We start from the raw sequence: 13,113 nt of genomic DNA, 5'->3' as shown, positions 1-13,113 counted from the left end.
TTTTGCGAAACAGCTCGTTAACCAGGCGACGCTAGTGTCGCAGCGCGCATCGTTGCGCGGACGGGGAACCTGCAATCATGCGACATGGGATCGCTTTCGGCTCAGTGATGGCACTGCTGACGCTGGCCGGCTGCGGGGGTGGCGGTGGCGCGCTCAACTCGACGCCCACACCCGCGCCGGCTCCCACACCGACACCGACTCCGACCCCGGCACCCACGCCCGCGCCGACCCCCAGCACCGTCAATTACGACACCAGCGAATACCGCAACTCTTCCGGCCTGCCTTATCATGGCGCGATTACTGCCTATCAGGCGGGCGCCAGCGGCGCGGGTGTGACGGTCGGCGTGGTGGACAGCGGCCTGTCGGATCCGACCGGCGAGTTCACCGGCCGGATCAGCGCCGCCTCCGCGGACTTTGCCGGCAATAGCAGCTATGCGGATGTGGAGGGCCATGGCACGGCGGTCTCGGCCGTGCTCGCCGCGGGACGCAACAACCGGCGCGTGATGGGCATGGCCTGGGGCGCGACCGTGATGGCGTTGCGAACCGACGACCAGTCCGACTGCGACGCCGATGGATGCAAGCACAGCACCACGGCCATCGCCAACGCCATCGACCATGCCCGGATCAATGGCGCGCGGATCATCAACGTCTCGCTCGGCGGTGGCGCGGCTCCCAATTATCTGCTGCAGGCGGTGAAGCGCGCCACCCAGGCCGGCATCATCATCGTCATTTCCGCCGGCAATAACGAGGACGGCCAGCCCATGATGGCCGCGCCGGACGAGCTGGCGCAATCCTTTGCCAACCCGGCCTATAGCAACGGCCTCGTGATCATCGCGCCATCGGTAAACAGCAATGATACGGTGAGCAGCTTCTCGGCCGGTGTTGCCGGCTTCGAGAGCGTGAGCATCGCCGCGCTCGGCAGTCGCGTCCTGTCCTTCGATCACACCGGCACCGACTATCTCTATTCCGGCACATCGTTTGCCGCGCCGCAGGTGGCCGGCGCCGCTGCGCTGCTGGCGGATGCCTTCCCCAATCTCACCAGCGCGCAGATCGTTGCGCTGCTCAAGAACAGCGCGCGCGATGTCGGCGCGCCGGGCGCCGATGCGCGCTATGGCGTGGGCATCCTGGATATCGCCAAGGCGTTCCAGCCGGTCGGCACGCTCAGCATGGCTGGCACACAGATCGCGCTCTCACCCCTTTCGACCAGCACACTGTCCGCACCGATGGGCGACGCCACGCCTGCCGCGCTGGATGCGGTTGCGCTGGACGATTATCAGCGCGCCTATCGCGTGGACCTGACCCCGCGCTTCGCCCGCCCTGCACCGCGCCGTGAGTTCGCCGTCGCGCTCGACACCGCCCAGCGCCATCTCAACCTCGGGACGCCGGCGCTCAGCCTTTCGCTCAATCTCCGTCCGACGGTCGAGGCCCGCACCACGCGCGACCCCTTCGCGTTCCGTCAGTCGGACGAGGCCCGCACCCGGCTGCTCTCCGGCACGCTGAGCGCGCAGATCGCGCCCCACGCGCGCGTGATGTTGGGCCTGCGGACGGGCATCGCCGCCCTGGAACAGCGCCTCGCCGACCGTGCCGGCCCCAGCTTCCTGATGGCGGATCATGGCTTCGATGTCGATCATGCCGACCAGCAGGCGCAAGCCGCCCTCATCGTCTCGCAGCAGCTGTCACCGGCGCTGACCGTCATCGGCGGGTTCGAGCGGGGCGATATGCAACGTGCCGCTCTCGCGGATGCCGAGCAGTGGCGCGCCACGCCCTATCATGCGGCGTCGCTCTCGCTCGACTATCAGCGCGGGGCGATCGGCCTCACTGCCGGGACGACGATGCTGGACGAGCAGGCCACGCTGCTCGGCGCCCGCTTCTCCGCCAATTTCGGTGCACAGTCGGCGCGTAGCCTGTTTACGCGGTTGGGTGCGCGCGCCGACCTGCCGGGCGCCGTCCGCCTCTCGGCCAACTGGCAGCGCGGCTGGACCCGCGCCGCGGCCGGCGGAGCCTTGCGCGAAGGCGGATCGCTGGTCAGCCAAAGCTGGTCGGCCGATCTGGCCCGTGGCGATCTCTTCGCGCCCGGCGATCTGCTGGGTCTGCGCATCTCCCAGCCGCTGCGTGTCATCGCCAGCCGCTTCACGCTGATCGTACCGCAGACCTGGGACTGGGAGCAGCAAATGGCGACCGACGCGAGCGTGCCGCTCAACCTCGTGCCGCGCGGCCGCCAGCGCGATTATGAGCTGAGCTATGGGCGCGGCATCGGCCCCGGCTGGCTGGGCGCCAACCTCTTCCTGCGCGAGCAGGGCGGCAACATCGCGGCCATACCCGATGAACTGGGCATGGCCCTGCGTTGGTCGGTAGGGTTCTGAGGCTCGACTGCTGCCGAACGTGGGCTGGCCAAACCGAGCCCCCCTGTTCCTGTCATTCCCGCGAACGCGGGAATCCAGAACTCAGCCGAACTGCGATTGCGCCTCTAGATTCCCGCGTGCGCGGGAATCTAGAGGGGAGAACTGCCCGCCTTCAGACGGTGAAGCTTTCGCCGCAGCCGCAGGCGCCCTTGGCATTGGGATTGTTGAACACGAAGCCGGCGGTGAAATCGTCTTCCACCCAGTCCATGGTCGAGCCGATGAGGTAGAGCACCGAGGCGGCATCGATGAAGAACAGGCCGCCGGGCGTCTCGATCCGCTCATCGAACGGCGCGACCTCGCTCACATAGTCGACGGAATAGGCCAGCCCCGAGCAGCCCCGGCGCGGCGTGGAGAGCTTGACGCCCATCGTGCCCTCAGGCGCCTTGGCCATCAGGTCCGCAACACGCTGCTCGGCGGCCGGCGTCAGCGTGACGGCGGCAGGCAGAGGGCGCTTGGTGGTGGTCGTGGTCATGGCTCCGTCCTTCACAGTAACTCCGGTCGGGCAGGTCGGGGAAATAACCGCCAGCCCCCACCCCAACCCCTCCCCTGAAGGGGAGGGGCTAAGTGTTTATAACATCCCCAGTTCCAGCTTGGCTTCGTCGCTCATCTTCTGCGGGTCCCATGGCGGGTCCCAGACGAGGTTGACGTCCACCAGCCCGACGCCGGGCACCGATCCCACGCGCATTTCCACTTCGCCGGGCATCGATTCTGCGACCGGGCAATGCGGCGTCGTGAGCGTCATGGTCACGGCGACATGATTGTCCTCGCCCACCTCGACCCCGTAGATCAGCCCGAGATCATAGATGTTCACGGGGATTTCCGGATCGAAGATGCTCTTGAGCGCATCGATCACCGCATCATAGGTCGCGCCGCCCGGCTCACCTGCGGGCGCATCGCTGGGCTTCTGGGCGAGAAAGCCCTCCAGATAATCGCGCTTGCGGGCGACCTTGTCCGAGGCGTTTTCCGCAACGCCGGAAGCATCCTCCACCACATCGCTCACGCGAGCGCGCGGCGGCGGAGCGACGCCTTCGACTTCCTCGGTCCTGATTCTGCTCTCGTCATTCATCCGAATATCGTCCTGACCCGATCGAGGCCACGCAGCAGCGCCTCGATATCGCTTTCATCATTGTAAATCCCGAAGCTGGCCCTCGCCGTCGCCTCGACGCCGAGATGCGCCATGAGCGGCTGCGCGCAGTGATGGCCCGCGCGGATCGCCACGCCGCTCTCATCCAAGATAGTGCCGATGTCGTGGGGATGAACCCCCTCCATCACGAAAGAGACGATTCCCGCTGCATCCTCCGGCCCGAGCAGGCGGATGGTGTTGATGCCGCGCAACGCCTCGCGCGTGCGTGCGACCAGCGCATCCTCATGGGCAGCCATGCGATCAAGCCCGATCGCCTCGACATAATCGATTGCCGCCGCCAGCCCGATCGTCTCGATGATCGCAGGCGTCCCAGCCTCGAACCGCGCCGGGGGCGGTGCATAAGTGGTGCGCGCGAAGGTCACCTTGTCGATCATCGCGCCGCCGCCATGATAAGGCGGCATGGCCTCGAGGATTGCGCCCCGCGCCCACAGTACGCCGATGCCGGTCGGGCCGTACAACTTGTGGCCGGAGAAGAGATAGAAATCGCAGCCCAGCGCCTGCACATCGATGGCGAGACGCGGTGCGGCCTGACAGCCATCGACCAGCAGCAGCGCCCCGGCGCCATGGGCAATCTCTGCCGCGCGCCGCACGTCCAGCACGCTGCCGAGCACATTGGAGACATGCGCAAGTGCCACGAGCTTGTGCTCCGGGCGGAGCATCGCCGCCATGGCATCCAGATCGATGCGACCATCCGGCGTCAGCGGCACGACGTCGATTTGCGCACCGGTCCGCTGCGCAATGAGCTGCCAGGGCACGATATTGCTGTGATGCTCGAGCGTCGAGAGCAGGATGCGGTCGCCGGCCTTGAGATTGGCGCCGCCCCAACTCTGCGCGACGAGATTGATCCCCTCGGTCGCGCCGCGCACGAACACGATCTCGTTCTCGCTCGGTGCGTTGATGAACTCCGCCACGCGACGACGCGCGGCCTCGAAAGCCAGCGTCATGTCCGCCGACCGCGCGTAGACGCCGCGATGGACCGTCGCATAGTCCGCGCCCATTGCCCGCACCGTGGCGTCGATCACCGCCTGCGGCTTCTGTGCCGTGGCGGCGGTATCGAGATAGTGCCAGGGCTTGCCATCAGCGGTGACGAGACCGGGGAAATCGGTGCGGCGGCTGTGAAGCGCGCTCATGGTTGCGGAGGAGGGTGTCTCGACTTCGCTCGACACGAACGGGGTCTTGGTCGTCATCACGCTGACATCTCCGAATAGAGCGCGCGAGCGCGAACCCGAGGCCGGAATAACCCGATCACGCCCACGCTCCCGTTCGTGTCGAGCGAAGTCGAGACACACCCAGCACCGTCCCTTTCCGTGCTCCTGCGAAGGCAGGAGCCCAGGGGGCAAGGGCAGTCGGTTGCGCCCTAGTCTCCTGCCTTCGCAGGAGCATGGGGGCGGCAGAAGCCAGCGAACCATTCAGAAGAGCAGCACGCCCCATCATCCCAGCGCCTCCAGCCTAGCCCGCGCCACGGTCGCGAACCGCTCGCGCTCGGCCTCGTCGGCCATGTCGTCGAACAGCCCGGCGATGAAGGCTTCGAGCAACAGCGCCTTGGCGCTTGTCGGATCGATCCCGCGCGAAGCCATGTAGAACAGGGCAGCGGCATCAAGCTGGCCGATGCTGGCGCCATGGGCGCACTTCACGTCATCGGCGAAGATCTCCAGCTCCGGCTTGGCATTGGCCGTGGCGGTGCGGCCGAGCAGCATCGCCTTGAAGCTCTGCGCGGCATCGGTCTTCTGCGCATCGCGCGCGACGCGGATCTGCCCGAGATAATTGGTCGTCGCCTTGCCCGCCGCGATCGCCCGCACGGTCTGTGCACTGGTCGCTTCCGGCTCGGCATGGTTGAGCGTCGTCACCAGTTCGATGGTCTGCGCGGCGCCACCGATCAACGCCGCCTTCAGCTCGAAATGCGCATGGCGCGCCAACGTTACGTCGAAGGTGACACGGCCCAGCGTGCCGCCGCTGTTCAGCAGATGGACGTTGAGCGTGCCGCCCGCGCCGATCTCGACCAGATGATCGCGCACGATGCTCTCGCCGTCCGCGCCATCCTGCAGCAGCGCCAGCGTGCGCACTTCACCGGGCGCGACGACGATCCGCTCGGGAGCGCCCACGGGCCAGACCTGCGCCACGGCATCGAGGTCGCTATAGCGCCAGGCCTCGTCGCGGCGCGTGGGGAGCGTTGCCGATGCCATCATGCGCCGCCTCCCGCCCGCTCGGTCGACAGATACTCGCGAATGCGCGCGACCAACGAGGGCCGGGCCTTGTCCACACAGGCGCGCACCTCGCCCTGCGACGCCTTGCCTTTGCGCACGCATTGCGTGGTGGCCTTGCACAAGGCCTCGTCGAGCTTGCGCACGCCGGTCGATTCACTCAACCCGCAGTGATATTTGCCCGCTGCGTCACGCGTGACGCCCACCTGGACGCCGCGCAGCCGCTGCGCGATGACGGTGATCTCCTCATCGGTCGCGCCCTCATTCGGCACCGGCGGCGCAGCGACGGCGCTCTGCGCGAGCATCAAGGCGGCAATCAAACTCATGCGGCGACCACCTCGGCATAGCCGTCCTTCTCCAGCGCGAGCGCCAGTTCCGGTCCGCCCGATTTCACGATGCGGCCGGCGGCGAGCACGTGCACGAAGTCCGGCTGCACATAATCGAGCAGGCGCTGATAATGGGTGATGAGCAGCACGGCCTTGTCCGGCGCGCGCATGATCGCGTTGATCCCTGCGCCCACGGTCTTGAGCGCATCGATATCGAGGCCGGAATCGGTCTCGTCGAGAATCGCCAGCTTGGGGTCCAATATGCCCATATGGACCATCTCGGCGCGCTTCTTCTCGCCGCCGGAAAAGCCCACATTCACCGGGCGCTTGAGCATCTCCATGTCCATGCCGAGCAGCGCCGCCTTCTCGCGCGCCAGCCGCAGGAAATCGGCGGCGGACAGCGGCTCTTCCCCGCGGACGCGGCGCTGGCTGTTCAACGCCTCGCGCAGGAACTGGACATTGGAGACGCCGGGAATCTCGACCGGATATTGGAAGCCGAGGAACAAGCCGGCGGCGGCGCGCTCATGCGGCGCCATGTCGAGCAGATCGATACCGTTGAACGAGACGCTGCCCTGCGTCGCTTCATAACCGGGCCGACCGCCAAGCGTATAGGCCAGCGTGGACTTGCCTGCGCCGTTCGGCCCCATGATCGCATGGATCTCGCCCGCATTGATCGAGAGGCTCAGCCCCTTGAGGATCGCCTTGCCGTCAATTTCGGTGTGGAGATTGTCGATGGTCAGCATCAGCGCGCGCCTTCCTGCTCGTGCTGGCGGATGAGCGTGCGGGCCGTCCAGAAGGCCATGTCACGCACGTCGCCGGGAGCAGGGAACAGCGTGTCGATGTGCCGCTTGATCGGCATATAGGGCCACCAGTCGGCGCCCGGCTCCGGCGCGCCCTTCTCCAGCAAGCCCACGACGAACTCGCTCACCGGCCCCATGCGCGCGAGATTGGGCGCCTTGGCCTTGTGGAACGCCTTGTCCGTCCGCAGCCGCTCGGTGAACGTCGCATCGCCCTTGGCGAGCGCCTCGCGGCACTGCGCCTGATAAGCATCGAGATCGCCGAAATCCTTGACGGCACGCGGCTGAAGCTCGCCCTCTTCCAGTTCGTAATCCTCGGTCAGGATGCGGATCGCCGCCGTCCATGACTGGCCGTTGCCGACATCTTCCGCGAAATCGGCGAGGGCATCCTGGATATCGTCTTCGTCGCTCAAAAGTCTCGTTCCTGTAAAAGCCCACTCAAGGAGAGGGTGTTTAATGTTCGTCACCCCGGACTTGATCCGGGGTCCAGCTACCTTTCGGCGCCGCGTCGTAAGAGGCGGGATGCCGGATCAGGTCCGGCATGACGTGGGAGGACAAGGTAGAGGTCACCCCACAGAACCTTCCAGCGAAATCCCCAGCAGCTTCTGTGCTTCCACCGCGAATTCCATCGGCAGTTGCTGGAGCACGTCCTTGGCGAAGCCGTTGACGATCAGGCTCACCGCCGCTTCCTGATCCAGCCCGCGCTGCAGGGCGTAGAAGAGCTGATCGTCGCTGATCTTGCTCGTCGTCGCCTCATGCTCGACGATGGCGCTCGGGTTCTTCACCTCGATATAGGGCACGGTGTGGGCGCCGCACTGGTCACCCAGCAGCAGCGAATCGCACTGGGTGAAGTTGCGCGCGCCCTCGGCATTGGCGCTCATCCGCACAAGGCCGCGATAGGTGCCGTTGGATTTCCCCGCGCTGATGCCCTTGGAGACGATCGTCGACCGGGTATTCTTGCCGTTGTGGATCATCTTGGTGCCGGTATCGGCCTGCTGGCGATTGTTGGTCACCGCCACCGAGTAGAACTCGCCGACGCTGTTCTCGCCGTTCAGCACGCAGCTGGGATATTTCCAGGTGATCGCGCTGCCGGTTTCCACCTGAGTCCAGCTCACCTTGCTATTGCGCCCCTGGCAGAGCGCGCGCTTGGTGACGAAATTGTAGATGCCGCCCTTGCCCTCAGCATCGCCGGGATACCAGTTCTGCACGGTCGAATATTTGATCTCGGCATCATCGAGCGCGACCAGCTCGACCACGGCAGCGTGGAGCTGGTTCTCGTCGCGCTGCGGGGCGGTGCAGCCTTCCAGATAGGAGACATAGCTGCCCTTGTCCGCGACGATCAGCGTGCGCTCGAACTGGCCGGTATTCTCGGCATTGATCCGGAAATAGGTGGAGAGCTCCATCGGGCAGCGGACGCCCTCCGGAATGTAGACAAAGGTGCCATCCGAGAAGACCGCGCAGTTCAATGTGGCGAAGTAGTTGTCATGCATCGGCACGACCTTGCCCAGCCACTTCTTCACCAGCTCGGGGAACTCGCGGATCGCCTCGCTGATCGAGCGGAAGATGACGCCGGCTTCCTCCAGTTCCTTGCGGAAGGTGGTCGCAACGGAAACGCTGTCGAACACAGCATCCACAGCAACCCGGCGCGCGCCCGCGACATTGGCGAGCACCTTCTGCTCCTCGATGGGGATGCCGAGCTTCTCGTAAGTCCGGCGGATTTCCGGATCGAGCTCGTCCAGGCTGCCCAGTTCGACCTTTTTCTTGGGCGCCGCATAATAATAGGCGTCCTGATAATCGATCGGCGGCACGTTGAGCTTCGCCCAATCCGGCGAGTCCATCGTCAGCCAATGGCGATAGGCCTTGAGGCGCCACTCCAGCATCCATTCCGGCTCGTTCTTCTTGGCCGAGATGAAGCGGACAGTGTCCTCGCTCAGGCCCTTGGGCGCGAACTCCTGCTCGATGTCCGAACTGAAGCCCCACTCATAGTCGCTCACCTTCTTGGCGGCGGCGAGCGCATCTTCATTCTTGGGGCGGGTATCGACCGGGGCAGTCATTGCACGGACTCCATGGCGGTTGCGCTTGCAGGGCCAGTCAGGCCCGGAGGCGAGAAAGCCGCAACCGGCAGCGTTTCAGGGGAAGCGATGAGATGGGCCAGCGTGACATGCGCCAGCGCATCGCGGACCAGCGCGTTGACGCCGATCCAGTGCGGGCGGATGTCACAGGGCTGCGAGAGGGCGCAGCATTCCGCCCCGTGCGGCTCGAGGCAGCCAGTGAGCGCGATCGGGCCATCCACCGCCTCGATGATGTCGGCCAGCGTGATCGCCGCTGCCGGGCGCGCCAGCTTGATGCCGCCGCCGCTGCCGCGCGTCGCCTTGATCAGTCCGGCCCGGCCGAGCAGGCTCGCAAGCTTCTGTCCCGTCGGCACCGGAATGCCGGCCTTGACCGAGAGGCTCGCCGCATTCGCACGCGCGCCACCGCACTGCGAGGCGGCGGTCCGCATCATCAGCACGGCATAATCGGCAAGGCTCGACAGGCGCATGTTTGCAAACGACTCTCAAATCGGAGTAAATCGGTCTGATTGCGCAAATGGGCCGACGCTCGGCGGAAATCAAGCCCGAAAGCAGAGCAATTCGCAGCGCGGGCGCTTCTGTTACGCCATCACGGGCGGGCAGGCGACAGCGGCTGGCGAGTCAGCTGATCTGACTCAGCTTGGCGATCCCGTCCTTCAGCTCCGCGCGCTTCATTGAGAGACGAATCACGATGCTGGCCCGCTCGCGCAGCTCCGTGGGCGTGAGACCCGTGAAATGCTTGATCTCGCGAATGAAATGCGATTGGTCATAGAAGGCATCACCGCTCACTTCCGCCCATTCCAGATCTTCGCGCGCCAGAACCTGGGCACAGCGCAGCGCCCGATACTTTCGCGCCAGATATTTGGGCGGCGCGCCGTACAGGCGGTTGCACCAGCGCGCGAGCTGGCGCGCGGAAAGGCCCGTCGTCTCCTGCAGCACCTCGACCCGCGGCGACTGTTCGTCTGCCAGCCAGCGGTCCACGACCTCGATGAATTTGCGCTCTGCATCCGGGACGGGATGAAGGTGATCGCGGATAAAAGCCCAGAAGATATCTTCCGCGCTGCCGGGATCATCGATCCTCCGCAGCGCCGAGAGCATGTCGGTCCAGCCCGGGCCGAACCGGGCAGCGAGATCGACGACATCATCGGATGCCGCATCCGCATCGCCCGCCCGCAGCGCCGCCCAGCCCAGCGGTAGAACGGAAACGCCGAAGACCTGCAAAGGCCCGTGCACATCGAAATGCGTCGCCGCGCTGGTCGCGCCGAGCAGGCAGCATTCAGGGGTCTCCGCCCGGTGCCCGTCCACGAACCGATAGGCGCCCGAGCCGGCGAGCATGAAGCGGATTTGCGCGAAGTCCGCACGGGTATGGTCCGCCACGCGCGGCTGATCCGCCGTGAACAGGTACATAGCGCCAAAATAGTGGGCCAGATCGACAGGGGGAACGAAGTAGCTGAGCGCTACCATGTCCGCAGTATCGGCAACGGAGAATCTGTGACGCACGCGCGACCCTGACCACTCTCCAGGGAAAGACGAGCCGAAATGTTCGATCGGAAGGACTGGCAGTTCGGCAGGGCCAAGGCCACGCCATCGCGTGCTCCACCCTGACCGACCTTTCGCACAAATCGCTGATGCGGCAAATAAAAAAGCGGCCCGGCAGGCAATATCACCCGCCAGACCGCTAAAGTTCAAGGTCTCTGAGCCAAATGACCAAGAGCCCTTCGGGTCGCAGTCTCGCCGTAACGCGATTCGTTCAGCTTGGATTGGACGGAATCGTCATGATAATGCGAATCGCAGCCCGGTGGAGATTCCACGCCACGGCTCCGTTGCGCTGCCCTTTGACCGCTTGACTGAGCGCTGGCATAGCGCGCGGCATGTACCAGAAGCTCCGCCCTCTCCTGTTCGCGCTCGATGCGGAGCGCGCACATGGCCTCGCGCTTGCCGCGCTGCGCCTGCCGCTCCCTCCCGCGCCGAAGCCGGACCCAATTCTGGCCCAACGCCTGTTCGGACTGGACTTCGCCAGCCCGGTCGGCCTCGCTGCCGGGTTCGACAAGAATGGCGACGTGATTGACCGGGTCGGCGCGCTCGGCTTCGGCTTTGGAGAATTGGGGACGCTGACCCCGCGCCCACAGGTCGGCAATCCACGCCCGCGCATTTTCCGGCTGGTCGAGGATGGCGGCATCATCAACCGGCTGGGGTTCAACAATGGCGGGCAACCGGCGGCCTGCGCCAGGCTCGGTCGACGCGGCAAGCCACGGGGGCTGATCATCGGCATCAACATCGGCGCCAACAAGGATACCGAGGACCGCATTGCCGATTATGAGGAAGGCGTGCGGGCCATGAGCCCCCATTGCCATTACCTCACCGTCAATGTGTCCTCGCCCAATACCCCCGGCCTGCGCGCCCTGCAGGACAGGGGCGCGCTCGACGCCCTGCTCGGCCGCGTGATGGCCGCGCGTGCAGAGGATGGGCCGCCGATGCTGCTCAAGATCGCACCCGATCTCGAGCCGGCGGACGTCGACGACATCGCGGAACTGGCTTTGCAGCACCGCATCGACGGACTGATCGTAACGAACACCACGATCAGCCGTCCGGCCTCCCTCCGCTCCGCCAATGCCGGGGAATCGGGTGGCCTGTCCGGCGCACCGCTGCATGATATGGCCCTTGGCCGCCTGCGCGATTTCCGCCAGCGCCTCGGCGACCGGCTGCCGTTGATCGGCGCCGGCGGCATCCGTACCGCCGAGCAGGCCTATGCCCGCATCCGCGCCGGCGCGAGCCTCATCCAGCTCTATTCGGCGATGGTCTATGAGGGGCCGTATCTGCCCGCGCGCATCAATGCCGGTCTCGCCGATCTCTTGCGGCGGGATGGGTTCACGTCGATCAGCCAGGCCGTCGGGGTCGATACGCGCTGAGGAATCGCCGACCTCAACGGATCGACATTGCCTTTGCGCTGTTTTTGCGATGAGGTCGCGCCAGACGAACTGAACGGAATTCGCCCAGCATGGATGCCAGCCCACCGCCCCGCAAGATCGAGGATCACGCCTTTCTCGCGCTGGTCATCCTCATCACGGTCGCCTTCGCGTTCATTCTGGAGCCTTATTTCCAGGCGATCCTGTGGGGCGTGATCATCGCCATCCTGTTCCAGCCGGTGCATCGCGAGATTCGCGACATCATGCCGCGCTGGCCCAGCGCCGCTGCCGGCCTGACGTTGCTGCTCATCATCGCACTGGTGATCGTACCGGCGCTGCTGCTCACCATCGCGCTGATCCAGGAAGCGAGCGTGTTCTACGCGCGGATCCAGTCCGGCGAGATCAACTTCGCGCAATTGTTCGATGATCTGCGCGCCAGCATGCCCGCTTGGTCCGAAAGCTGGCTCCAGCGTTACGGGCTCGACAATTTCAATGCCGCGCAAGAGCGGCTGCGCGAAGCGGCGGCAGACAGCTTCCAGTTCGTGGCAGCGCAGGCCGTCAACATCGGCCAGAGTGCGTTCAGCCTGTTCATCGCGTTCACCGTCATGCTCTATCTCACCTATTTCCTCCTACGCGACGGCGAGACGCTCATGGAGAGCGTGATCAAGCGGACGCCACTGCGCGATGGCCCGCGCCGGGAACTGCTCCGCCAGTTCGTGCTGGTGATCCGCGCGACCGTGAAGGGCAGCATTATCGTCGCCATCGTGCAGGGCTTCATCGGCGGGGTCGTGTTCTGGCTGCTAGGCGTCGAAGGCGCCTTGCTGTGGGGCGTGATGATGGGCTTCTTCTCGCTGCTGCCCGCCGTGGGTACCGGCATCGTCTGGGTGCCGGTCGCAGTCTACCTGCTGGTCAGCGGCGCGCTGGCCCAAGCGCTCATCCTCATCTTCTGCGGCATCTTCGTGATCGGGATGGTGGATAATCTGCTGCGGCCGATCCTCGTCGGGCGGGATACCAGGATGCCGGACTATCTGGTGCTCATCACCACGCTGGGGGGGCTGCAACTGTTCGGCTTCAGCGGGCTGGTGATCGGTCCGGTTATCGCTGCCCTGTTCATCGCCACCTGGAACATCGTGGCCGGGATGCGCGGGCAGGATGAGGCTGCGCTCCCCATCACGGAGCCAGACGACCTGCCGGATGCCGCTTCCGTGCCGGTCGGCGAGGTGGAAGCGCGCTTGCGCACCGATGCGACAGGCACGCAGAAGCCGGCT

13 protein-coding genes are annotated in these 13,113 nt (G+C 65.6%); 3 read left to right on the top strand and 10 right to left on the bottom strand.

Translation table 11 applies throughout. From position 1 onward, the window contains the following. Positions 1-107: 107 nt before the first annotated feature. Entirely contained in the window at positions 108-2,363 is a 2,256-nt protein-coding gene (locus M2331_RS00065; protein ID WP_181558415.1) for a S8 family peptidase, read from the top strand. 151 nt (positions 2,364-2,514) lie between these two features. Here M2331_RS00065 and M2331_RS00060 read toward each other — a convergent pair whose 3' ends face one another. The 10 genes from M2331_RS00060 to M2331_RS00015 all read right to left on the bottom strand — a co-directional run bounded on the left by M2331_RS00060 (position 2,515) and on the right by M2331_RS00015 (position 10,439). Continuing rightward, positions 2,515-2,874, bottom strand: a complete 360-nt coding sequence (locus M2331_RS00060; RefSeq protein ID WP_181558414.1) for a HesB/IscA family protein — start codon at positions 2,872-2,874, stop codon at positions 2,515-2,517. 96 nt (positions 2,875-2,970) lie between these two features. Beyond that, positions 2,971-3,468: an SUF system Fe-S cluster assembly protein gene (locus M2331_RS00055; protein WP_181558413.1), complete on the bottom strand. Its 498-nt coding sequence runs from the start codon at positions 3,466-3,468 to the stop codon at positions 2,971-2,973. Beyond that, complete coding sequence (locus tag M2331_RS00050; RefSeq protein WP_181561270.1) at positions 3,465-4,676, bottom strand: cysteine desulfurase; 1,212 nt, start codon at positions 4,674-4,676, stop codon at positions 3,465-3,467. Before M2331_RS00050 ends, M2331_RS00055 begins: the two co-directional genes overlap by 4 nt. A 300-nt stretch (positions 4,677-4,976) precedes the next feature. After that, the gene (locus M2331_RS00045) at positions 4,977-5,729 is read right to left on the bottom strand and encodes a SufD family Fe-S cluster assembly protein (protein WP_181561269.1); all 753 of its coding nucleotides are present in this window, start codon (positions 5,727-5,729) and stop codon (positions 4,977-4,979) included. Then, positions 5,729-6,073 carry a hypothetical protein gene (locus tag M2331_RS00040; protein WP_181558412.1) on the bottom strand — a complete coding sequence of 115 codons (345 nt, stop codon included), beginning with the start codon at positions 6,071-6,073 and terminating at the stop codon, positions 5,729-5,731. Before M2331_RS00040 ends, M2331_RS00045 begins: the two co-directional genes overlap by 1 nt. Next, positions 6,070-6,816 (bottom strand): Fe-S cluster assembly ATPase SufC, encoded by a 747-nt coding sequence (gene sufC / locus M2331_RS00035; RefSeq protein WP_181558411.1) that lies wholly within the window; start codon positions 6,814-6,816, stop codon positions 6,070-6,072. The genes M2331_RS00040 and sufC overlap by 4 nt, the downstream gene beginning before the upstream one ends. After that, a complete protein-coding gene (locus tag M2331_RS00030; protein ID WP_181558410.1) occupies positions 6,816-7,283 on the bottom strand; it encodes a hypothetical protein in 468 nt (155 codons plus the stop codon). Before M2331_RS00030 ends, sufC begins: the two co-directional genes overlap by 1 nt. A gap of 153 nt (positions 7,284-7,436) precedes the next feature. After that, the gene (sufB, locus tag M2331_RS00025) at positions 7,437-8,924 is read right to left on the bottom strand and encodes a Fe-S cluster assembly protein SufB (protein WP_181558409.1); all 1,488 of its coding nucleotides are present in this window, start codon (positions 8,922-8,924) and stop codon (positions 7,437-7,439) included. Continuing rightward, a complete protein-coding gene (locus M2331_RS00020; RefSeq protein WP_181558408.1) occupies positions 8,921-9,409 on the bottom strand; it encodes an RrF2 family transcriptional regulator in 489 nt (162 codons plus the stop codon). The genes sufB and M2331_RS00020 overlap by 4 nt, the downstream gene beginning before the upstream one ends. Before the next feature lie 151 nt (positions 9,410-9,560). Beyond that, a complete protein-coding gene (locus M2331_RS00015) occupies positions 9,561-10,439 on the bottom strand; it encodes an AraC family transcriptional regulator (protein ID WP_181558407.1) in 879 nt (292 codons plus the stop codon). A 371-nt stretch (positions 10,440-10,810) separates the two neighbouring features. On the opposite strand from M2331_RS00015, the gene M2331_RS00010 reads away from it, so the two are divergent. Continuing rightward, positions 10,811-11,848 carry a quinone-dependent dihydroorotate dehydrogenase gene (locus tag M2331_RS00010; protein ID WP_181558406.1) on the top strand — a complete coding sequence of 346 codons (1,038 nt, stop codon included), beginning with the start codon at positions 10,811-10,813 and terminating at the stop codon, positions 11,846-11,848. A gap of 89 nt (positions 11,849-11,937) precedes the next feature. After that, on the top strand, positions 11,938-13,113 hold a 1,176-nt coding region (locus M2331_RS00005), incomplete at its 3' end, for an AI-2E family transporter (protein WP_264592228.1).

Origin of the sequence: Sphingobium sp. B10D7B, assembly GCF_025961955.1 — a bacterium.
GTDB lineage: Bacteria > Pseudomonadota > Alphaproteobacteria > Sphingomonadales > Sphingomonadaceae > Sphingobium.
This window is presented reverse-complemented; position numbering and strand designations above follow the sequence as displayed.